The sequence below is a fragment of the Nostoc sp. genome (genome assembly GCF_036918245.1).
GTDB lineage: Bacteria > Cyanobacteriota > Cyanobacteriia > Cyanobacteriales > Nostocaceae > Nostoc.
The window spans coordinates 64,132-86,606 of sequence record NZ_JBALEF010000022.1; the positions used below are offsets into that span (position 1 = coordinate 64,132).

Here is a 22,475-nt window from a genome sequence, read left to right on the forward strand (position 1 = left end):
ACCCTTGGCTGATTGCATGGAATACAAACAATTCGCAGGGTGGCACAGCTGTGCACCCTATCGTGAGAAAAAATCTAGCCTCAGTGTTACAGAGGAAATGGGTTGCGATTACGATCTATCAGACGATCCCATTGCATAGTTAAGGTGCTTCCCATTTTTTCCTGTTGTTTTGCCCACACCGATAGTAGGTCTAAACAAGAGTGATCTATATAAGCCAAGTCTTGCATATAAACATGCAATTCACTTCCTGGAGGCACAAGTTCTAAAATATTCGCCAATTTTGGTAGCCTCACAAATGTTGCCGCACCTTGTAAATAAATGTCTATTCTCTGATTATCTTCGTACTTAATAACTTGGATATTCAGCACAGACATTTTGTGAATTAGTAAAATTCCTGTCAACAGAATACCAATTAAAACACCTGTGATCAGATCAGTAACAACAATCCCGATTAAAGTGGCAGCAAATATTACCAGAGGAAAACGCCCATACTTTTTTAACTGGCGAATATGTTCTACTTCGATTAGTTTGTAACCAGTAACAACTAGAATTGCTGCCAGACTAGAAATGGGAATTATTTTGAGCAAGGTTGGGGCTGCAATTACTAAAATTAATAGCCATAGACCGTGAAGTATAGTCGATAATCTAGTTTTAGCACCAGCTTCTACGTTTACAGAACTGCGGGCTATCACTCCTGTCATCGGCAAAGCACCCAAGAACCCACATATAATGTTGCCAATTCCTTGCGCCGTTAATTCGCGATCGAAATCGGTTCTTGGCCCGGTATGCAATCGATCTACTGCTACGGCTGAAAGTAAACTTTCTGTACTAGCAATGAAGGCAATCACGATCGCATCTAGCAAAACTGGGGCCTGAATTAGGCGTGGTAAGCTGGCAAGTGTTGGTAATTGAATTGCTTGTGCCAGATTTCCAGGTACATCAACATACTGAATCGGTAATCGATACACTGTAGCTATGACGGTGGCAATTACAACGCCGACAAGCGCACCAGGAATCAACTTTAAACTATTGGGTTTAAATTTTTCCCACAGCAGAAGACTGATAATAGTTATTACACCTATGAGTGCTGCAACGTGATGAACGCTACCATCAATAGGGAACAAAACTTTGTAAATGCTGTTGGGAATAGAAATTAAATTCTCAATGCCGTGTATACGCGGTTGGTCGTCTAGCATGACATGAAATTGGGAAGCGAGGATTAATATCCCAATACCTGCAAGCATTCCATAGATGACAGCCGGTGACATGGCGCGAAACAACTGGCCAAGTTTAAATATACCTGCGAGTAATTGGATTAAACCCGCCAGCAGCAGAATTGGCCCAACCATTTCAATGCCATCTTCTTGAACTATTTCTGCAACAATCACCGCAAGCCCAGCAGCAGGTCCACTGACAAGCATTGGTGAACCGGAAACAGCACCAACAATAATTCCGCCTACTATTCCTGTAACTAAGCCGCGAGATGCCGGAAGTCCCGAAGCGATCGCAATACCCATACAAAGAGGAAGGGCGACAAGAAATACCACAAATGATGCCGGTACTTCACTAGTCAATGAGGATTTGTCTATGATTGCTTTCAAATTTCTCATTTGCTTCTCCTCTAATGAAAAGTTTTTAATTTTTGGCTGGCAAAGTGAACTGTTACAATCCAGCCGAAACTAGACTTGCATTGAATAGTTCAAATCTGTTCACTGAGTTCTAATTGCAATGCAACTGTACTGGCATACTCAGCCCTCCAATAGCAAGCACGAACTCATTAAGTTAAATTGACTTACGGTTATAGTTACTCTTTACATTTCTTAATGATTACAAGTCCATGATAACAGTAGGGTTATCTGATTGATATTACATAACTTTTTTATTGGATTCGCCGCAAAATATTAATTAAAATTAAACAATAAATTATAATTAGCCCAAAAAGGGTATAATATAAGCCCTATAATTTAATTTTCTCAGGCTCTTAACGCACAACTGCTAAGTATCCCAAAAATCAGCTTTACAAGTGTATTAATTATCATTCTCTAGATTTTGAGAAATTATTTTTGAAAGTCTCTTAGCGCTTGATGGGATTCATCCAAGCTTCTAATCGGCTAAATGCTTGGGAAGAAAGTAGCGTCAAACATAAATAAATCACCGCTACACCTGCGTAAATCTCAAAGGCGCGATAGTTATCAGCAACAATTAACTGTCCTTTACGTAGTAATTCTTCAAACCCAATCACAGAAACTAAGCTAGTATCTTTCAACAAACTGATAAACTCATTACCCAAAGGTGGAATCATCCGCCGGAAAGCTTGGGGAAAAATTACATAACTCATAGTTTGCACAGAACTTAAACCTAATGATTTTGCTGCTTCTGCTTGTCCTGGTTCAATTGATTGAATTCCAGCACGAACAACTTCGGCAATGTATGCAGCGCTATTCAAACTTAAGGCAATTACCCCAGCACTTAGACGATCAAAAGAAAATGTCAAACCAAGTTCTTGTAAAATTGCTGGTAAACCAAAGTAAATCATAAAAATTTGCACCAGCAAAGGCGTTCCTCGAAAAAAATCTACATACGCCCTCGCCAACCAACGCACAGATGCAATATGAGAAAGGCGAACAATACCAATCAAGGAACCGCCAATTAAACCAAATACTACAGAAAGTATCGTCAATTGCAAAGTTATCAATGCACCCTGCAATAAACTTGGAAAAGCCTGCAATACCACCCTAATTGAAGTTAATATTTTAGGTGGGCCAGCGTTAGTTTGATTCTCAAATGGTGATTTAGCTGGTAGTGATGGTGGTTCAACTTTAAACCATTTCTGGTAAATTTGGGCATAAGTGCCATTTTTCAGCACCCTATCCAAGCCATCATTTATCAATGTCAAATTCGGCGAGTTTTTAGCTGTAGCAATTCCATAAAACTCCTCCGTCAGCAATTTCTGTACTACTTTAATTCCCTGAAGATTGCCCGTATTAATAGCATATACAGTCACAGGTGCATCATTAATTACCGCATCTACATTACCGTTGACCAATTCTTGCAGGGCTATGGGTGCAGAATCAAAACTGCGAATTTGTACCCCAGGAATACTCTTAGCCTTTGCAGCCCCAGTTGTGCCAATTTGTACAGCAATCTTTTTATTTTTGAGACTGTCAAAACCAGTAATATCTTGATTGTCTGCGCGAATTGCGATCGCTAACCCAGCCTTAAAATAGGGACGGGAAAAAGAAATCGTCTTCGCCCTCTCCTCAGTAATCGTGATGGAACTAATTGCTGCATCTACCGTTTTGGCTGCTAAAGCTGAGATCATGCCATCAAAAGGCAGACTTTGAAAATCAACTTTAAAGTTAGCAGAAGAAGCAATCGCATTCATCAAATCAATGGAAAACCCCTGCAACTCGCCACCTTTTCCTTGAAACTCAAAAGGTGGAAACGCCGGTTCTGTAGCAACCCGCAAAGTTTTCCCCGCGCTAGAGTTCACAGCACAGCTAATCAGTAATAAACAGCTAAAACCTACGAAGACACATAAATACAGCCAACGTATAAAACCAAATTTAGCCATATTATCTTCTCTCCTTCTGTGCCTCTGCGGTTTCTTAAAATATTACAATCAACTGTAGAGCAGCTTGACATAAGTAATGAACAATACCATCCCTGCGATTATTTTTGACAATATCGAAAAAAACTTTGGTTCCCTGAAAGTTCTCAAAGGAATTACCGGCGAAATCAACCGGGGAGAAGTCGTAGCAGTTATCGGTTCCTCCGGCTGTGGTAAAAGTACCCTACTACGCTGCTTCAACCGCCTAGAAACCATTGACAAAGGGCGTTTAATCATCAACGGAATTAACTTATCCCGACCCACTGTCAACTATAGCCAACTGCGGCAACTACGAACACAAGTAGGCATGGTTTTCCAACAGTTCAACCTGTTTCCCCATCTCAGCGTCTTAGAAAATATGACACTCGCACCGCGTAAAGTCTTGGGTAAAACACCGAAAGAAAGCGCCCAACTAGCGAGATTATATTTAGAAAAAGTTGGCTTATCTGACAAAGCCTCTGCTTATCCCGAACAACTTTCTGGCGGACAAAAGCAACGAGTAGCGATCGCTCGTAGTTTATGTATGAATCCCCAAATCATGCTATTTGACGAACCCACCAGCGCTCTAGATCCCGAACTCGTCGGCGAAGTTCTGCAAGTGATGCAGCAATTAGCCACAGAAGGGATGACAATGGTGGTTGTTACCCATGAAATGCAGTTTGCCAAAGAAGTAGCCCATCAGGTGATCTTTTTAGACAAAGGTATTGTGACAGAACAAGGCCCAGCCTATGATGTGCTGACCAATCCCCAAAGCGATCGCCTACGTATTTTCCTAAGTCGCCTTCAAATAATTCGTAATTCGTAATTAAAGACTTCCTTTAAACTCCTCACTCACTACTCATCACGGGTTAAACGCCCCGCTACCACTAACATCACTCAGCACTCAGCACTCATCACTCAGCACTCTTTAAAGGTACTCGCGCAAAAAATCAAAGGGATCATCTTCCCAACAAGGTTCAGGTATTAGCCAAAACAAACTACCGCTGATGTCGGCTTCAATTTCATCACTGTCGTCTCTATCAAATAGTTCTATCAAAGCTGTCCAATCACGTTCTCTCAGAGACGTTATCGATGGGGCATATACCTGGAGATTATTTGAGTAATTCACGCGCAAAGTTGTGCTTGACAGCCGTAAAAAGTTAGTATAGAAATTTAGAAATAATCAGATTCTAGCTTTGACAACCGCAGTTATACCAATTCAAAATTCAAAAAGTCTGATTTAATCTGGCTTTTCAGGTTTGTATCTATCACATTCTTTTTTCAAATCGGTATTAAATAGTTATTTTGATACTATTAAATATGGACTACTCTCATAAGTGTCTCACAATTTCAATAGGACTGCTATAGTATTTATTACATATTACAAGCTGAATTTACTCAGACAGGAAAAATCCTTGAGGCTGAAATTCTACTAATTCTACGCCAAAGACTTCCGCAAAAGATTGTGCTATGTAAAAACGCACTTCTTGGCAGGTGATATCTGGAATCCATTCGGCTAAACTGCCTACAGGTTTATCAGAAATACCGCAGGGTACAATGCGCTCAAAGCCTGTCATGTCTGGACAAACATTTAACGCAAAGCCGTGCATAGTAATCCAACGGCTGACTTTAATACCAATAGCCGCAACTTTTCGCCCTTGCAACCAAACGCCAGTAAAAGCCGGAATTCTTTCTCCTTGCAATCCATAAATTGCCAATACACGAATTATTACTTCTTCGAGTTGCCGTAAGTACCAATGGAGGTCTTTACGATAACGTTGCAGATTTAAAATTGGATAGCCCACCAGTTGACCGGGACAATGGTAAGTAACCTCACCGCCTCGTTCAACTCGATGCACATCGTATTGACCTTTGTCAATCTCAAATTTTAGAAAGTCTGAGTTGCTTCCTTGTCCCAGAGTGTAGACAGGTGGATGTTCTAGCAAAATTAATACGTCATCTAGACTGGGGTCGTGGATGCGCTCAGTTAGAAGCGATCGCTGCCATCCATGAGCTTCCAAGTAAGGCATTAATCCTTGGTTATATAGCAAACAAATGTTTTTCTGTGGTTTATTACTACTATGGATCATGCCAAAATTCAACTGTATAAAGAACTAAATATATTTCAAGTTACAGGATTAAAATCAACAATTGTCAAGCTTTGCAAAGGATTTTAAAGGAAAGTCAAGGGAAGATGCATTAGAAAAAACAAAGTGCTAGCTTGAATATTAACCTCAATAGGTTTTAGGAGGAATTCTCTGCAATAAGCATTATGCCAAGACAATAAGGAAGAATGTATTGGCTGATGACTTTAATATCATTAGTTTGCATTTCAAACAGAATCAAACTTCCACAAAGCCTTGTATTCTTGAACCACAGCAAGCAAACCTCAATCGAACACAGAAGGAGCAAATATCAACAGTTCTGTAAGCATTCCTTTTAAGGAAAAGGTAGTCATAAAAGCTACAATTAGATTTCCTCACTCAAGAGTGCTAATTGGATATACAATATACAATTAAACATCAGCGCAGAGATGAGGAGGTAAATTAAGGGTATACTTGACAATTCCTCAGATGCAGTAAGCTGAGAGACAGCTTAACAGCAGTAGATACAATATAGTTCACAATTTGTTTTGGCGGGAGTAAAAACCTTACCGCAATTTCTTTTCATACAAAGCAAATTCACACATCCAAAATATTCAGCGGGAGAGTATTACATGAAGCTTGTCATCCACGGCAAAAATATTGAAATCACCGATGCGATTCGTGAGTATGTACATCAAAAAATTGAAAAAGCAGTTAGTCACTTTCAAAGCATTACAAATGAAGTGGATGTGCATCTTAGCGTCGCCCGGAATCCCCGAATTAATCCAAGACAAGCGGCTGAAGTAACTATTTATGCTAATGGTAGCGTTATTCGTGCCGAGGAAAGCAGCGAAAGTCTATATGCCAGCATTGACTTAGTTGCAGATAAAATTGCCCGTCAACTGCGGAAATATAAAGAACGGCGTCAAGACCACAAAACTCATACTCAACCAACAGAAGTAATTATTCCAGAGTCGATAGTAACAGATTTAATTGGCGATCGCACCGCTGAATTGCCCAACGAAGTCGTCCGCACCAAATATTTTTCCATGCCGCCGATGACCGTTGCAGAAGCCCTAGAACAACTGCAACTCGTGGGACACGACTTTTATATGTTCCACAATTCTGAAACTGGAGAGATTAATGTAATTTACGAACGTAATCACGGCGGTTATGGTGTTATTCATCCCCGCAATGGTAACGGAAATACTAACGGCAAAAATGGCAAGGCAAGTCACACTAATATAGTCATGCCAGAAAAGTCGCATTCGAGTAAATAGGAACTGGGGAATAGGGAGATGATGAGAGCAGGGGAGAAGTTGCAGTAAGTCTTTCCCCTCTCCACCTCTGCCCCTTTCAATGCCCATTCCTTCATTTCGCAAACTGTTGCAAAGTTTTCAGATATTAGAAAAGATTTTGACTTTACAGCTATTTTCAGGTAAATAGACCACGCGGTAGGGGCGCAAGGCCTTGCGCCCCTACAACAGATGTGGTTCAAATACATGAAAATTGCTGTAAAATAGTTCAAACATTTCTTAATAAATATTTGGCATAGATGAGCTTTTGTCTCCAGAAATTACCTAATACGTGAGCGTTGGAGTAATGTGAAAATTTGCAGTTCGGCTGCTGGGTCGCCGTGGTATTCAAATATGATATTGTTGCTCAGTCATCGCAGCAAATTCATCCATGACTTTCTGGGTGATGTCTGCACAAGCTAGATAGTAAGGATTGACAGTTTCTCTAGCTTGGAAGTTGACATCAGATGCTATCTCTATTCCTTGTTCAGCAAGAGGTGATAGATTCTCACCCAATTCAAAGTCCACTCCTGGTACTGTCACCCACCAAGCTGACGGACAATGACCGTACAGGGCTTGAGTCAGAGCTAAGAGCGGTATGTCCAGCAATGACACTACAAGAGTTAGATAAGAGCGATTCTACTTGCACCTGGGAATTTTCGGACGCTAAACAAGCATCAATAAATACTGCCAAATCAGTATTTGCCAACGCTTCAGCAAGTTCGAGGGTGAGTTGGTGGACAGCAATGGATTTCACGTTTGATAGCTGCAATGCCTTAGCTACTCGTTGACCAATGCCATCATCACTACGCAACTCATTACCGTAACCAATTGCGATGCCTACGGCGGGCGTTCGCGTAGCGTCTCGTAGAGAAGCCATCGCCTCCGGTAGAATATAGCCTATCGCATTACAATTCATACTTTTTAGTTATCCAACCCTATTTTTAAGTTAGATAAAAAACTTGAGGAACTTGTGAGGAAATATTTGAATTAAACAGTTTTTTCATCTATTAAAAATAAATTCTCAAAATTGAGTATTCAAAATAGGTTAAACTGCGTGTAAAAGCTGGCAGAATATTAATACCACTCTGCAATAAATATTAATATATAATTTAAGAATAAGTAGGTTTTGTCAGCATATATCAGATGACTTAAGGAGGTAACTATCATGCAAAAAGAATATATGGAAATTTTAGAATCATTAATTAATAAATTGACATTATCCGCAATATTAGAAATGTTAGAGCGAATATGTCACAAAAAAGCGGAAAATCTGAGAACTCATTGGCAAGATGAGACTTCAGCAAAGCTTTGGGATAAAGCTGCTAGACAGATAGAACAGATAAATGTTGATGTTTGATTGAAGAAGAATTCAGAATTCAGGAGTCAAAATCAATGGGTAGGTGATTCAGACCCGCCACTTAATTATTGCACCACGAAATCGGAGATTTAGTGTAGTGTTCTAAGGTTTATTCAGCGTTTGATTAAGTGCTCATGTATTTGCACTGTAGCAACGCAATAATGCTACTCACATTCTCAATCCAAAGGTATTCCTTTATACACTCATTGCAGGACTCTGCTATCAATTGGTAGTGCAAAATCACGAGACCATTCATTCCAAGAGCCAAAATAATTTTTAGTAGAAATTCCCGCCTCTTCAAGGGCTATTAATGTATTCGCAGCTCTTGAACCCTTAAAGCAGTAAATATACACAATGGACTCGGAAGTAATACCTACTGACTGACAAATTTCTCGGATTTCATCTGGTGATCGGAACGTGGGAATTTCCGATTCAGAATTCATTAGATGATGCCATTCTAACCATACTGCGTTAGGGATTCTACCTTTGCGAGGACAAAAATCAGGATTGTAGGGAGAAGAACTCAACCCAAGCCATTCGTTGCGATCGCGTACATCTAATTTAATAATTGCTGGATTGTCAATTGCTTGCAACATCTCGGTGGTAGTCACCATCATGTCAGCGTTGGGATGCAATCTAAATATGCTGCTTTCACGCTGCGGTACTTCATCGGTAGTAGGTAATTCTGCCTTTAGCCATGCTGTATATCCTCCGTGTAAAATAGATACCTGAGCGCAACCCAAATATTTTAGTAAGAAAGCTGCTCGACAAGATTGACCATAACCTTTATTTAAAGCATCTTCATAAACAATTAACTGTTCTGTACCAGATATTCCTACCCTGCTCATGATTTCTGCAAAATACTCTTGCAATTCCTTTAATCCTGCTGGGGAGGATTTCTCTAAAAGATAGGTGAAAAAATCTCTAATATTTATGGATTGAGAAATATGAGAACTAGCATAATCTTCTTGACTTCGCGTATCAATAATGACAGTATGTGATGATTTTTCTGCTAACAGTGACGTGAGTTCTTGGGGAGAAATGAGGAGTTTTGTCTTCACGCTTTCATGCTTATTTTATTGTACCGTTAAGCATTATCACCCTTGGTAGATTCGCATTTTGGAATGCAAATTACAGAAAAATGAATGTTAAATGTTATGAGATAACTTTTGTAGATGTATTGTTTTTAAGTAAAAATTGCGAATTCAGAATCCAGAATTATACATAAATTACTCTCGCCAAAGTTCATTGACAATACTTCCATCCGTGCCAACTAATTGAATATGCAAAGGCACCAACTTGTCTGTTTTTAGTGATAGCCGCCGTGCTATTGAGCAGGTTGCAAGAACCTTATTTCGTCGAGATTCTGCCAAAGTGGAAAAATTTAGAGCTATTGCTAGCTTTTGACAATGTAGGTATTGGCGACAACATAGAAATAAGAAACAAGATCCCCGACTTCGTAAAAGTTGTTGGAGATCTTTAGATTTCATCTTAATTTCATTAGATTATTAGTAATATCGTTAAAATTAGAAAACTGTTTAGGTAAGATTTATGCAACTGCTATTTTTAAGGAATGGCTTCTTGGCGTTAACTTTTACTGCGATCGCTTCAGGCAGTGGGTTAATTACAGGCTGTACTAGTACTGCTTCCCAGAACCAAAGCCAAGCGCCAAAGGAAACCGCCACCAGTGCAAATGACAAGCAGATGATGAATCACGGTGGTGGCATGATGAATCACAGCATGGGAATGGATTTAGGCCCAGCCGATGCTAATTTTGATTTACGATTTATCGACGCTATGATACCGCACCATCAAGGGGCTGTGGAAATGGCGAATGTTGCTCAGGTGAAATCAAAACGTCCTGAAATCAAAAAACTAGCAGACAATATTATCAAATCGCAAAACCAAGAAATCACTCAGATGAAGCAGTGGCGACAAGCTTGGTATGCCAAGGCGGGAGATAAACCAATGGCTTACAATAGCCAAATGGGTCATACGATGGAAATGTCGTCTGACCAAATGAAAGCTATGATAATGAGTCAAGACTTAGGTGCAGCCGATGCTGAATTTGATCTGCGCTTTATCAATGCGATGATTCCTCACCACGAAGGGGCTGTAACAATGGCAAAAGATACTTTAACTAAGTCTAAGCGCCCTGAGATCAAGAAATTAGCGCAAGAAATTGTTAAAGCCCAAGAGATAGAGATTAAACAAATGCAACAGTGGCGAAAAGCCTGGTACAACAAGTGATATTAATTTGTAATTCGTAATTAAGAGACACGATAAGGCTTAATATCTGCTGTATTCAATACTTTACCTTGGATAAAAGTCGCCGTTCTTATAGAGTGTAAGAGAATGGGATGAAGATAAGGGAACTGGGGTAGTTAGGGGAGGGGAGTTAATTCAATTGATACCTATTTAAGAAGAGTTAGTCAGAATCAAGTCTTAAGCTAATTGGCTTAAAATTTTTTTTGACCGCCTCATAGTTGTCATAGATACTCATCTCTGGCGTATCCCATTCATCTGCAAAGTTTCCTAGATGCGATCGCAAAATCTCAGCCTGCGCTTTGTTAATTCCCTGAGAAGCTAGGTCAATTTCACTCGACCTCATAAAAGTCACAATTACTTGCGTTCCTTCATCTATATCGGTGGGTTGTTCAGTGAGTTCCACTCGACCATTACGATATGTTCCTTCAACACTAGTCAATATTTTTAACCTCGCTGCTTGTGAATAGTTAAATAGTGTGGCTTATGGCAACAATTTCCTTCTGATTAAAAATATTTAATCATGTTTCTATGCTACTGTTGTTTGCTTTTCTGATTTGTTGCATTTGTGCTTTTAAACCTCTTAATCTTTTCAAGATATCTTTTCCTTTTTCATATCTAATACCTAATTTAAGCAATTGACGACATCGATACATCTTTAAATGCTGTCGGTTAGGAATTTTTAACTCACCTTCATTTGTAGCAATAATTCCAGTAACTTCGTATGACTTTTTGCCAATATAATGCTTTTCCTTTTTCTTGTTACTACGTAATCCGTAACGATGAAACTGCTTTTTGATCTGCCAAATCAACTCACCTGGAACACGATCGCCTGAGATTGTGACATCATCTATATAAACAGTCAAAGTGCAATTTGCCAAATCAACAATTTTGTTGATTGCTTCCCACATATCTATATGTGCAAAGTAGGAAAGTATAGGACTCGATGGGCTTCCAGTTGGCAGATGATCTTTGAAAGTTGAGAGCTTGGTTAAGATGTTAGCGACATCTGAAGAGCATTTCATCTGTTTACGGAAGAACCAATCAATACGCTTGGCTGGTGTAGAAGGAAAGTATTTTTCAATGTCAAGGCTCCTTACTTCTGTGGAATTGACATGAGTTTTAGCATTACTGATGTAGGAACGCCCTTTTGCAGGAGCATGTATGTAGTTTGGAACCTTAATTCGCTTCAGAAGCTCTTCAATCCGTGTTTGGACACATTTAAGGTCTTGTCTTGGCTTTTCAAAACGACGGCTTTTTCCTCTCTCTGGATCGAATATGTCCAACTCTACATACAAATGCTCTGTGTTAGTCAGCAATTTAAGCTTAATTTGACTAACACGCAAGAGCTTTGCAAGTTTTGCTTTAGATTTCAAGCAGTAAAAAGGCGACTGGTCTAATTCGTATCTTGCATATTTACTCTTTTGCATAAGAATGACCAGACCTTTCAGCAATGAACTTAAGGATGGCAAGAATCTTAGAGGATACGAATGTCCTTAACTTCTCTGTTTTCATATCCTTATTTAAGCTTTCTGAAAAAAACATGATTGAGGATGCTGGTATATCAAAAAACTCTGAGTATCGGTTCAGCAACTCAAGTGTTGGAGTTTTCTTTCCTGACTCAATTTCCGAGATATATGACTTGGATATACCTAGTTTCTCTGCAAGCTCTTTCTGTGTTAGGTCATGGAATACTCTTATTAGTCTTAGAGCTTCACTTAGCATGTCTAACCTCCTTTGGCTAGAGGTTTTTTAAGGGGTTCTATAGAAGATTTAGCAGTCTAGTTCTGCAAAAGCTCAATCAGCCATTTCAATAACTTGAAGATGACTGGACCGAGTTGAAATAGCAGACGGAGCGTTTGAGGTTTGCGGAGCCATTTCAGCCACTGCTTATGTTTACGCTTTTTAGACTGCTTCTGCCGTTTGTCAGATTCTGGGTTCTCCATCGGAGACATCTCCTTGTAATAGGGTGTTTGCACTTACTCACAGTGACGTGAATAAGTGTTGCCACAAACAAACCCGGAGAACGGCAGTTTTAATCCTCCCCTATACTTGCCGCAGCTAATTTGCTTAGGCTTAGGCTACGGTGGTGTGCTGGGTTGTATCAGTGGAACTTCTTCTTTAGTTGTTACCCGATGTTAGGATCACATAGATACTTACAATTACTTGTGTTTTCGTATGCTTTCTAAAGTGTTTTTCCACTGTTTTTATCAGCAAACACGGTAGAAGATGGTTTATCATCTCCCTCGGATCGAAATAACGATCCAATGAATGGCAACTGTCTCCTTTAACCTGACTCAACCCAGTGTAGCACAGTTTTTTGAAAACTTTGTTCGCCAATAGCGATTTTTTTAAGGATTAGTATCTTAGTCTGATCGCACTAAGCTGTTGCGTATCTAAATTGTACTTTTTGGAACCTTAGATAAGCTGCTGTGAGATTTTTAGCTTAAAAATTAAGTGCGCCTCAGCTTAGGATACTGACAGAATAATCCTATCTAAACGTTTTCTTCTACAGGTTCAAGCGGCTGCCAATGATGTTTTGTTATGAATCTCAGGTTCAAAATACAGGTATTGGCATTCCCCACCAGGAACTGACTCGGATTTTTGATCGCTTTTACCGGGTGAATAGCGATGCCTACGGCGGGCTGCGCCTACGCTCTCGTAAAACTGGTGGTTCTGGATTAGGATTAGCGATCGCCAAGGCAATTATTCATGCACACCAAGGTAATTTAAACGTGCAGAGTCAATTAGGCAAAGGTAGCACTTTTACCATTCAATTACCCTTTGATGTCACGCAAATTTACCAATTTAAATTGCTGTATCGTCGCCAGCCTAAATTTAAATAAAATTTTCTTACCAAACTTTACTCATATTCAAAATAAACCCAGGTAATACCAACTCGCCGCTAACACTAGCAGGATTATCTAAACACTCTTCTGGCAATCCAGGACGATAAATATAAACTTGATGCTGCTTACGGTCAATCAACCAGCCTAACTGTATTCCTGGCTCATTCATATATTCCTGCATTTTTTCCTTCAAAGTTTGGAGGTTGTCGCTAGGAGATTTGAGTTCGACTACAAAATCTGGACAAATGGGTGCAAACTTTTCTTGTTGTTCTGTTGAAAGAGCATTCCACCGTTCTAGTTTAATCCAGGAAGCATCTGGAGAGGGTTCTGCACCTGTTGATAGCTTAAATCCGGTACTAGAGCTAAAAGTTATACCTACACCATCTTCTTCTGACCACACCCATAGCTGTCCTGAGATATTACCTGCTCGGTTTCCTGTCTCTGAATCAGTAGGAGGCATAATTAGCAATTCTCCAAATTTATTTCGCTCAATGCGTAAATCACAATTCACCTAACAGAATTCAAAAAATTGTTCGTCTGTCATTCGCATTGATGACGGAATTTGCAAAACCAAAGGAGATGAGAACATCGAGATTTTCTCCAGGTTATGATGCCTAGCCCACTGACAATTCAGGCCATGTGCAAAAGCCCACGAAAAACCTAACCCCCTAACCCCCTTCCCGACGCGGGAAGGGGGAAATTCAAAGTCTCTCTCCTTTTAGGAGAGAGATTTAGAGAGAGGTTTTCCAGATACCGTGAAAAATTCAAAGTCTCTCTCCTTTTAGGAGAGAGATTTAGAGAGAGGTTTTCCAGATACCGTGAAAAGTCAGCTAGCCCACTGATTATATTCTCACGCAAAAAAAACAAAGACACAAAGATATAACTTTGCGTCTTTGCTTTTTTATCCGAAATCATTTTCAGATTTACTTATTAGGCTGAGGAGTTAGCCGCAGATAGGGTTTAACTTCCTCGTAGCCTTTGGGGAATTTCTGTTTTAGTACTTCTGGATCTTTCAGTGAGGGGACAATAACAACATCCTCCCCATCTTTCCAGTCAGCTGGTGTCGCCACGCTGTAGTTATCAGTCAATTGCAGAGAATCAATCACCCGCAAAAGTTCATCAAAGTTGCGTCCTGTGCTGGGAGGATAGGTGAAAGAGAGACGGAGTTTCTTATTGGGGTCAATTACGAAGACCGATCGCACTGTCACAGCCGCATTAGCATTGGGGTGGATCATGTCGTAAAGGTCAGCAACCTTGCGATCTGCATCCGCCAAAATTGGGTAGTTAAGGGTGGTGCTTTGAGTTTCTTCAATGTCTCCCACCCAGCCTTTGTGAGATTCTACATCATCAACGCTGAGTGCGATCGCTTTGACATTGCGCTTGTCAAATTCTGGTTTTAGCTTGGCAACTGTGCCGAGTTCTGTTGTACAAACAGGTGTAAAATCAGCAGGGTGAGAAAACAGCACAACCCAGCTGTCACCTGCCCATTGGTAAAAATCGATGTCGCCGTGTGTTGAGGCTTGCGTAAAGTTGGGTACTGTGTCACCTAGACGGAGAGCCATGAGAGATTCCCTGTAGTTAGAAAGACATATATATTCTAGTATGCCATCATGACATAAAACCCCTATTTCCCAATCGGAGTTTAGCGGTTTGAAACAAAATTTTAGGTTGTCAGCACTCTTGGATAAGGGAGGAGAGGATGGTAAAATTTATTGACTAAAGTACACAAATATGCTTTAAAGTAGTATGTTTTCTATACAGGTTTTTCTTTAGATTTTAAAAATCAAATAGGAATTCTATAGTTATCTTAGCTTTGAATGTGTAAGTCTATATCAACTCTACCTTGCTTGACTTGAGCAACGCATCGTAACCACTCATGCCAAACAGCAGGGTCAGCAGTTTCACCATCTCCTATAGTACTCATGTCTCCAAGTAATCCTCCCAAGTCATTTGATTGGGTTCTTTCATACACTTCAACTAAGAAGGCGTACATTGCAGTATAAGCTTCTTTTTCAGTCAGATTGATACTCATTAATTACTTCCTCCTGGCGTGGAACTGGATAAGCCTATATTCGGATTGTATGTTTTTGGAACATCATTAATTCTCCCATTCTTGATGATTCCTCTTTATCGCAACTGGGGTGGCTTTAGTTACTTTAAGATTAAATTTAGTAACTCGCATCAGAGGTAAAGTTCCTAAATCTCCCTTTCCAAAAATTTATATATTAATTGGGATTGGTTTTGTGATTGCGGATATTGTTGTCAAAGCGGTTCTAGCGCCTATTTGGCAAAAACTGCTATTGTCTGCGTTGGGTTAAATTAATTTGTTTGTGAGAATTTTCTGGTAGGCTTGGATTGTTTGCTTTGCGATCGCATCCCAGCTAAAATTTTCTAATGCATATTTTTGGGCGTTTAATCCCCGGCGTTGGCGTTCTGCGGGATTTTCCAAAGCTTCTTGCAGTAACTCTACCAGTGCTTGAACATCTGTTGCGCCTACCCAACCCGACTCACTATCACGTATCTGTTGACAAATATGCACTTGGTCAGAAATGACTACGGGTACACCTGCTACCATCGCTTCAGCTACAGCAATCCCAAAGTTTTCGTAGTAGGAAGGTAAGACAAATAAATCAGTAGCTTGTAGTAAACTAACTTTGAGTTCACCAGTGACAAAACCTGTAATTGTAGTGTGCGATCGCAATGGTGAATTTTGAATTTGGCATATTATCTTTTGTTCATAATCTGGTTCTTGGGGATTAGTTCCAGCTAAGACAAAATGAAACTTATAACCAACTGCTAACAGCTTCTCTAGCGCCGGAATCAACAAGTTTAACCCTTTTTTCGGGTCAATTCGTGACATAAATAGTACTAAAGGTACATCCTTTGGTAGTTCTAACTGACTACATACATTTTTAATAGAAGATTGACGGGGAATCACACCCAAGGGAATCACTAAATCTGGCGTAGATACTCCAAATCGTTCTGATATTTTAGCTTCTTGGTCGCTGGTAAAATGAATTGCTGCCGCACTAGCTAAATTTTGACGTTCTATAATTGCGACATAAAGCTGTTTTAATTGCTTTTTCTTCTGTAAATCAGCCGGATCGAGAGTACCCAAAGGACGGAAAATATAAGGTAGCTTTTGCTGACGACACACAAGAGCAGCAGCACTAATTATTGGCGAGAATAGGGCATGAATATGTGCTATGTCAAACTCATGAGCGTGACGTTTTAGCCAGCCTAATAAATCTATTGAAAATTTGTAGCGACGGAACGGCGCGCAACGAAAGTAAATTATTTCATAGCCATCTTGTTTAATTGGACGATTTAAAGGAACATCCAGAGGTGTTTGACCATTATCACCATTACTATCAGTTGTGAGAATTGTAACTTCTACTCCCTCTTTTGCTAACGCTGGAGCTAATCCCAGTACCATTTGACTAGGCCCACCGTAAATTAGAGAAATTGAGGGAACAATTTGTAATATTTTCATTTTTTTGTCATTTATCCTTTGTCTTTCGTCATTTATCCTTTGTTATTCACTAATGACCAATGACTAATGACTAATGACTAACTCTTGATAAAACTCTAATTGTTGTTTAGCCAAAGCTTTATTTGTATATTGAATCATTGCTTTTTGATAACCCATTTCACCAAGAGTATGAGCAAAATCTGGTTTATCCATTAATTGTACTAAGCAATTAGCAAGAGCTTGAACATCACCTTCAGGAAATACTAAGCCAGTATCACCAATTACATAGGGAATTTCACCGGAATCAGAACCAACCACAGGAACTTGGCAAGCCATCGCTTCAATTAGCACATGACCAAATTGCTCTTTCCAGCCAGCAGAAGTTAAGGTTTTAAACTTGTAAGTTGTTTCTGAAGGTAATACTAAAGTACTCATTAAATTAATATAGCTTGAAACCTCATCATGGGGAACACTTTCTATCAAAATCAATCGTTTTTTAATATTGTTTTCTGCCGCTATTTTGATTAATTCACTTTGCAACTCTCCCCGTCCCAATAACAGTAATTTCCAACGTTTATTTTTCAAAGTTGCTAATGCTTGCAAAAGCGTTAACAAACCCTTCTCTTGCACAAATCGCCCAACAAAACCTACTACAAAATCTTCTTTTTCAATGCTCAACTTAGCTGCTAAATCTGGTTGAGCTTTGGGAGTAAATAAACTTTCATCTACACCCAGTTGTGGCATGACTTTAATTGCTCCTGTATATCCTCGTTGTCGCAAAACTTCTGCTCCATCTTGATTACCAGAAATAATGCCGTGGCTATGGTTGAGGTTATATTTTTCTAATAAAGAAATCGGTAGTTTCAGTTCATAAGGAAGATTCCACCAGGTAAAAAATACATTTTTTGCCTTGAGTCCTAATAGCTGATTTAAGGCAATCATTTGAGTATAAGCCAAGGCTCTAGACCCTTGTTCAACTTGGATGATTTGGGGGCGAAATTGTTTTAATAAAGATATCAAATCAGCGCCAAAGGTAAGGAGTCCCTGATGATTTTGACTAAAATTAGAAACTGGAACTATTCTAAATCTGCCTTCATCACGGTATTCAGTTTCAATAATTCTGTTTTGTACACCGCCTGGTTTCCAGCGCTTTGGGACTACAACTGTCACTTCAATGTTAGGTTCTAGTTGAGATAAAGCACGTAATTTTTCACAGTTGAGGTCTACGATATAAGTGTGACTAGCAACTAAGATTTTCATTGATATTTATTATTTGTCATTTGTCATTTTTTTAAATAACTAATACCCAATGCCCAATAACTAAACTTGTTCATCCAATCGACTGTAAATTTGACCATCGTTCCATAGTGATTGGATGACAGTACCCAAGGCTTTGAAAAAACCCAAAGTGTAGAAAATAGCGCGAGTGGCAATTTTGATGGGGGAACCGCTTTTGTGACAAGGTGGGCGTCCGAGAACGTGACAGTCAAATAAACGACCATATAAACGTAAAGCTTGAGTCACAGTCAGGTTTTTCAGCCCCAGTAAAAAATGGTTGTGGTAGAAGGTGAGTTGATATTTTAGCGATCGCATACTAATATCATGACAACCTCCTGTTTCTTCGCCTAAATGTACCAAATGGGCCTCTGGGTCGTACCAAATTTTATACCCCGTTTGTCGCAACCGCAAACAAAAATCTGACTCTTCGCGCACTGCACTCCCACCAAATCTCTCATCAAACCTCAATCCATACTTGGTAAAAATTTCGCGGCGAAATGACATATTGCAACCCCTTGCTGTCAGCACTTGTTGGGGTTTAATGGTATGTACTAAATCAATATGATACCAAGCAATTCCTGGGTCCATAGCTTCGGGAGGCAAATATTCAATCTCTAAATCTCCTCTAGAATCACCTAATTTCATTCTGTCAAAAACCCGACCGGCTACAGCCCCCACCTCTGGGTTTTGCACATAATTTTTCGCATGGGCTGCTAACAATCCAGGGGTTAACTGAACATCATCATCAATAAACAATATTATTTCACCAGATGACCGCCGGACGGCATAATTTCGCGCCCCTGGCAAACTTGCCCAATCTAAGCGCAACCATTTAATTTTACCTGCCTTTGCCATCTCTTCTAGGTAGGCTTGAATTTCTGGTTGGTGTTTTGGAGTTTGGTCTACAATTAAAACTTCAAAATTTGGATAGTCCTGTTTTAAGACATCCACAATGCTATCGCGTAGCGCTTCTTCTCGTCCGTAGGTTGCGATAATTACAGTAACTAATGGCCAATTATTCATAATTTTTATTAAGTAATTTTACAACTTCTATAATAGCCTTGTAAAAATTAATTTTCATGAAATTCAGTAAATGATTATTGCTTTAATTTACACACTGTATTTTCACGGTTTCTGAAAAACCTCGCTTTCATTCCTCCCTGACTACGAAATTGCTTACTCATCAATAAGTATCATCAAAAACAAGTGTATGGCAATAATTTCGAGATAGGTTTGAAATACTGAGGTATTTTTGACCTCCAATGATATTTTTTGGTCATTTTTCTTTCATTTAAATTGTTTTTAGACGTTTTTTCTTATTTTTTTGTTGAGGGTTGGCATCTTCTTTATCTTGTTTCTCCAATTCTGGCAATTTAAAAAGAACTCCCGCAAAAAACCAATAATAGGCAGCAACAGGATCGACATCCAGAGGATAGTAGTAAGTGTTGTAACTAATAAACAATATAAACACCCACAAAGCTGCTCCAGAACTGCGGAAATTACGGTTCTTTATGGAGCGATAGGTTTTAAAGCCAAGAATTGTTAAACTTGTTACCAAACCCAGAAACGCTAATAATCCAAAAATTCCCACTTCATAAAGTACTTTGGGGTAATAGGTTTCTACAAGCTTAGTTTCACCCATCACACGGGCAGAGTTTGTCGCTCGTCCTAAGCCACTTCCCAATGGGCCGTCTACGTTTTTCCAATTTTCTTCAAATTGCTGGATGATAAAATCTTGAGGTGGTGAAGCGTTCCAACGACTGGCAAAACTCTCGGTTCTCTCTTGTACGACAGCAGGGTTAGCCACCATCGCAATTCCCAGAATGAAGGCAAGTCCCACGCCTATGGGGATAAATCGTTTCAGGTTGCCAAGTTGTCCGGTGAGTAATAGCAAAATCCCGAAGCAGATTGGTACTAAAGCTAAGGCGATTCTCTGTCCAGAGATTACAGCATCGATAAAGACTCCCACTAAAGAAGCTAAACCGATTATCCGCCATATTGGAGAGGGATCGTTGAAGCCGGTGGCAAAGGTAAAAAAGGTGCTAGAAATTAAGAACCATGCCCATTGCCAAGGAGCTACAAATGTCCCTGGTAGGCGAATAATCCCTTCTTCGGGACTATATACTAGCGCTCCACCAAAATAACACCGAGCTTCGAGTGTTGCTCTAAATAAGGCATCTCCTTCCAGACCTCTAGTACCTTGACATACACCAGTTAGTAGTAAGAAATATTGAATAAATCCCAGCGCGCAGCAAATCAGTGTGAGGACAATTTGGAGGCGCAATAAAAATAGAAAATCCCGCTTATCGCGAATTAGATAGTAGGCACAACCAATCAGAGGGACATAGCCTAAAAATACTTTTAGTCCCAGAATTCCCATACCTAATGGTATTTCTTGGCGTGCTTTTTCTAATAGTCCCGCACTAGGCGGGTTAAATTGCTGTGCACCATTGACAAACAACAGTGTTAGCACACTGCAAGCCAAAACAATATAAAGTGGGATTTTAATACCTTTGGGAATAATTAAGGGTAGTCCCTGTCTACGGCAAGTCTGCCAAAGTCCAATTAACGCTGGAACGTAAAAGGCATCTTTAGCTAATTGGAGTATGGGGCTATTGCCCAAGTAGTAGGTGACAGTACCTCCCACAGGTATGTAAATGATGAAAGCATATAGGGCTTGGCGTGGATATTTGTAGGAAAGGGACATGACTATTATCCCTAACACGCCAGGGACTGCTGCTTTAATTCCAGCTACGAAAAAAAGTAGAATGCCAACGAAGACACCGCCAAAAACGGCGGTGGTGAGTAAGCTAGTGAGTTCTTTACGTACTTGGGCAGATTTGCGCTTTTGGGCTAACTGTTCTTTGAGGCTAAGGGTAGAAGTTTCCTTTTTAGCCTGCTTTTTCGATTTTTTAGATTGCTGAGATTTTGATTTAAATTTTGGCATAGTGGCACTGTAGCCTATCAGCCTCGCAAAGTACTCCATTATATAGGACTAACGTTTGCTTTAGGGTGTGTTAGCACCGAAACTATGGTAGAATTCCAAGCTTTTGGTGTGTTCCGCTTTACTAATACATCCTACAAGACTATTTAGACTTTTTCAAAAACAATTTACAATTCTGATAGTTGATAAATTTCTTTGGATTGCTGTAATTTGTATAATCCGAATTCATCTCTCAATGATTGATTTAACAATTTACGATTAAAAATGTTAAATTTTAATCTTTTTGAATTGTTAAAAAGATTTTCTCCTGTTGCCAAAATATAAACCGCACCTGGAAATGGTAATGATTTAATGGGTTTTGCCTTGTTCTTTAAAATATCTCTGACTTTAGCGTGGTCTATATAATATTTATAGTATCCGTAGCCACGATTATATTCTGCGGTTTCTGGCAAATCATTCAAATCATATCGAAGAATATTACAAGTACCGCACATTTTATAAAAATTGCTTCTCTTGATATATATGTAATCACTACCTTCTTGGTATTTATAACCTTTATTTATAAACCATCCATTAGAATCAGGGTGTTGTTGAACAAATTTGGCTAAATTTCCACTCACACAATCGTCAGCATCAACAGTCATGGTGTGAGTGGGAGAAAATTGACGAGCATAAACCAATCCTTTTAAGATTTTACGCCCTTTATCTGCGTCTCCTTTGGCTTCAGCAGTAGGCTCGTTTGGAAGAGAAAAATCAACTGTAATGTATGTGATTTGAGGATGAGTGAATTCTATTTTGGGCTTTTCGTGACAAACAACAATAACGTGAAAGTTAGGTGAAGTTTGATTGCAAACTGATTTAATGCATCTTTCAAATAATTGTGTTACACGCTCCCAGGAATTGGAAACTTGTGCACTTTTGAGTGGGATAACAAAAATAAGCACTGTATTTTATCAGAATAAATAGCTAAGAATCTCGAAGCAAATAATAACACGTTAAGACTTACGCTAAGACTAAATGTCATATCATGTCCGCATTCCTTAGTTGTAATTTCCACACAGAACTTACGCAAAAATCACCAAAAAGCTTAATTTCCAACCGCCATCTCTATGAAATTAAGGCAAGAGACGCGATGAATCGCCGTCTCTACAATAATTAGTCGTTTCGTCTTGACGGCGATTAATCGCATCTTTAGCGATCTAGAATTTTCATCAAAAAATCTTAACCAAACCTGATTGAATTATTCGGGTTTAATAAGTAATCAAAATGTCACAGCTTCTACACATAACCAAGAGTGGTTATGTGTAGAAGCTGTGATTAAACTTGGCGTTTTTTTTCA

At 39.4% G+C, this 22,475-nt stretch carries 20 protein-coding genes and 2 pseudogenes; 5 read left to right on the forward strand and 17 right to left on the reverse strand.

Features of this window, described 5'->3' with window-relative positions; all coding sequences use genetic code 11:
• Positions 1-86: 86 nt before the first annotated feature.
• Both V7L12_RS05155 and V7L12_RS05160 read right to left on the reverse strand, forming a co-directional pair.
• Complete coding sequence (locus V7L12_RS05155; protein WP_335082703.1) at positions 87-1,610, reverse strand: SulP family inorganic anion transporter; 1,524 nt, start codon at positions 1,608-1,610, stop codon at positions 87-89.
• Positions 1,611-2,074: 464 nt separating this feature from the next.
• Positions 2,075-3,574, reverse strand: coding sequence for an ABC transporter permease subunit (locus V7L12_RS05160; protein ID WP_335082705.1), 1,500 nt, complete (start codon positions 3,572-3,574; stop codon positions 2,075-2,077).
• Between the two features lie 76 nt (positions 3,575-3,650).
• Here V7L12_RS05160 and V7L12_RS05165 point away from each other — a divergent pair, with 76 nt between their 5' ends.
• On the forward strand, positions 3,651-4,415 hold the full coding sequence (locus tag V7L12_RS05165; protein WP_334816457.1) for an amino acid ABC transporter ATP-binding protein: 765 nt from the start codon (positions 3,651-3,653) through the stop codon (positions 4,413-4,415).
• Positions 4,416-4,517: 102 nt separating this feature from the next.
• On the opposite strand, the gene V7L12_RS05170 is transcribed toward V7L12_RS05165, so the two are convergent.
• On the reverse strand, positions 4,518-4,718 hold the full coding sequence (locus V7L12_RS05170) for a hypothetical protein (RefSeq protein WP_335082707.1): 201 nt from the start codon (positions 4,716-4,718) through the stop codon (positions 4,518-4,520).
• A 265-nt stretch (positions 4,719-4,983) separates the two neighbouring features.
• On the reverse strand, positions 4,984-5,679 hold the full coding sequence (lipB, locus tag V7L12_RS05175; protein ID WP_335082709.1) for a lipoyl(octanoyl) transferase LipB: 696 nt from the start codon (positions 5,677-5,679) through the stop codon (positions 4,984-4,986).
• Between the two features lie 626 nt (positions 5,680-6,305).
• Here lipB and hpf point away from each other — a divergent pair.
• On the forward strand, positions 6,306-6,953 hold the full coding sequence (gene hpf / locus V7L12_RS05180) for a ribosome hibernation-promoting factor, HPF/YfiA family (RefSeq protein ID WP_335082711.1): 648 nt from the start codon (positions 6,306-6,308) through the stop codon (positions 6,951-6,953).
• Positions 6,954-7,436: 483 nt separating this feature from the next.
• On the opposite strand, the pseudogene V7L12_RS05185 reads toward hpf, so the two are convergent.
• Positions 7,437-7,848, reverse strand: a pseudogene (locus tag V7L12_RS05185) (hydrogenase maturation protease); the annotation flags it as partial.
• 288 nt (positions 7,849-8,136) lie between these two features.
• Here V7L12_RS05185 and V7L12_RS05190 point away from each other — a divergent pair.
• Complete coding sequence (locus tag V7L12_RS05190) at positions 8,137-8,328, forward strand: hypothetical protein (protein ID WP_099099305.1); 192 nt, start codon at positions 8,137-8,139, stop codon at positions 8,326-8,328.
• A 203-nt stretch (positions 8,329-8,531) separates the two neighbouring features.
• Here the strand turns inward: V7L12_RS05190 and V7L12_RS05195 are convergent, their stop codons facing one another.
• Positions 8,532-9,389, reverse strand: coding sequence for a sulfurtransferase (locus tag V7L12_RS05195; RefSeq protein WP_335082713.1), 858 nt, complete (start codon positions 9,387-9,389; stop codon positions 8,532-8,534).
• A 490-nt stretch (positions 9,390-9,879) separates the two neighbouring features.
• On the opposite strand from V7L12_RS05195, the gene V7L12_RS05200 reads away from it, so the two are divergent.
• On the forward strand, positions 9,880-10,578 hold the full coding sequence (locus V7L12_RS05200; protein WP_335082715.1) for a DUF305 domain-containing protein: 699 nt from the start codon (positions 9,880-9,882) through the stop codon (positions 10,576-10,578).
• A 178-nt stretch (positions 10,579-10,756) separates the two neighbouring features.
• Here the strand turns inward: V7L12_RS05200 and V7L12_RS05205 are convergent, their stop codons facing one another.
• The 3 genes from V7L12_RS05205 to V7L12_RS05215 all read right to left on the reverse strand — a co-directional run bounded on the left by V7L12_RS05205 (position 10,757) and on the right by V7L12_RS05215 (position 12,318).
• Positions 10,757-11,035 carry a hypothetical protein gene (locus V7L12_RS05205; protein WP_335082717.1) on the reverse strand — a complete coding sequence of 93 codons (279 nt, stop codon included), beginning with the start codon at positions 11,033-11,035 and terminating at the stop codon, positions 10,757-10,759.
• A 79-nt stretch (positions 11,036-11,114) separates the two neighbouring features.
• Complete coding sequence (locus V7L12_RS05210; RefSeq protein ID WP_335082719.1) at positions 11,115-12,023, reverse strand: reverse transcriptase family protein; 909 nt, start codon at positions 12,021-12,023, stop codon at positions 11,115-11,117.
• On the reverse strand, positions 12,010-12,318 hold the full coding sequence (locus V7L12_RS05215) for a helix-turn-helix transcriptional regulator (RefSeq protein ID WP_335082721.1): 309 nt from the start codon (positions 12,316-12,318) through the stop codon (positions 12,010-12,012). Before V7L12_RS05215 ends, V7L12_RS05210 begins: the two co-directional genes overlap by 14 nt.
• 827 nt (positions 12,319-13,145) lie before the next feature.
• Here V7L12_RS05215 and V7L12_RS05220 point away from each other — a divergent pair.
• Positions 13,146-13,439, forward strand: a pseudogene (locus tag V7L12_RS05220) (sensor histidine kinase); the annotation flags it as partial.
• A 7-nt stretch (positions 13,440-13,446) separates the two neighbouring features.
• Here V7L12_RS05220 and V7L12_RS05225 read toward each other — a convergent pair.
• From V7L12_RS05225 to V7L12_RS05260, 8 genes are all read right to left on the reverse strand, one after another.
• On the reverse strand, positions 13,447-13,953 hold the full coding sequence (locus tag V7L12_RS05225) for a Uma2 family endonuclease (RefSeq protein WP_335082723.1): 507 nt from the start codon (positions 13,951-13,953) through the stop codon (positions 13,447-13,449).
• 412 nt (positions 13,954-14,365) lie between these two features.
• Positions 14,366-15,004: a peroxiredoxin gene (locus tag V7L12_RS05230; protein WP_292860289.1), complete on the reverse strand. Its 639-nt coding sequence runs from the start codon at positions 15,002-15,004 to the stop codon at positions 14,366-14,368.
• A gap of 245 nt (positions 15,005-15,249) precedes the next feature.
• A complete protein-coding gene (locus tag V7L12_RS05235) occupies positions 15,250-15,474 on the reverse strand; it encodes a hypothetical protein (protein ID WP_335082725.1) in 225 nt (74 codons plus the stop codon).
• A 282-nt stretch (positions 15,475-15,756) separates the two neighbouring features.
• Positions 15,757-16,935 (reverse strand): hormogonium polysaccharide biosynthesis glycosyltransferase HpsP, encoded by a 1,179-nt coding sequence (hpsP, locus tag V7L12_RS05240; protein WP_335082727.1) that lies wholly within the window; start codon positions 16,933-16,935, stop codon positions 15,757-15,759.
• A gap of 63 nt (positions 16,936-16,998) precedes the next feature.
• On the reverse strand, positions 16,999-18,174 hold the full coding sequence (gene hpsO, locus V7L12_RS05245; RefSeq protein ID WP_335082729.1) for a hormogonium polysaccharide biosynthesis glycosyltransferase HpsO: 1,176 nt from the start codon (positions 18,172-18,174) through the stop codon (positions 16,999-17,001).
• A 60-nt stretch (positions 18,175-18,234) separates the two neighbouring features.
• Positions 18,235-19,215 (reverse strand): hormogonium polysaccharide biosynthesis glycosyltransferase HpsN, encoded by a 981-nt coding sequence (hpsN, locus tag V7L12_RS05250; protein ID WP_335082731.1) that lies wholly within the window; start codon positions 19,213-19,215, stop codon positions 18,235-18,237.
• 268 nt (positions 19,216-19,483) lie between these two features.
• Positions 19,484-21,139: a hormogonium polysaccharide biosynthesis protein HpsL gene (gene hpsL / locus V7L12_RS05255; protein ID WP_335082733.1), complete on the reverse strand. Its 1,656-nt coding sequence runs from the start codon at positions 21,137-21,139 to the stop codon at positions 19,484-19,486.
• 164 nt (positions 21,140-21,303) lie between these two features.
• Complete coding sequence (locus V7L12_RS05260; protein ID WP_335082735.1) at positions 21,304-22,080, reverse strand: glycosyltransferase family A protein; 777 nt, start codon at positions 22,078-22,080, stop codon at positions 21,304-21,306.
• Between the last annotated feature and the right edge of the window lie 395 nt (positions 22,081-22,475).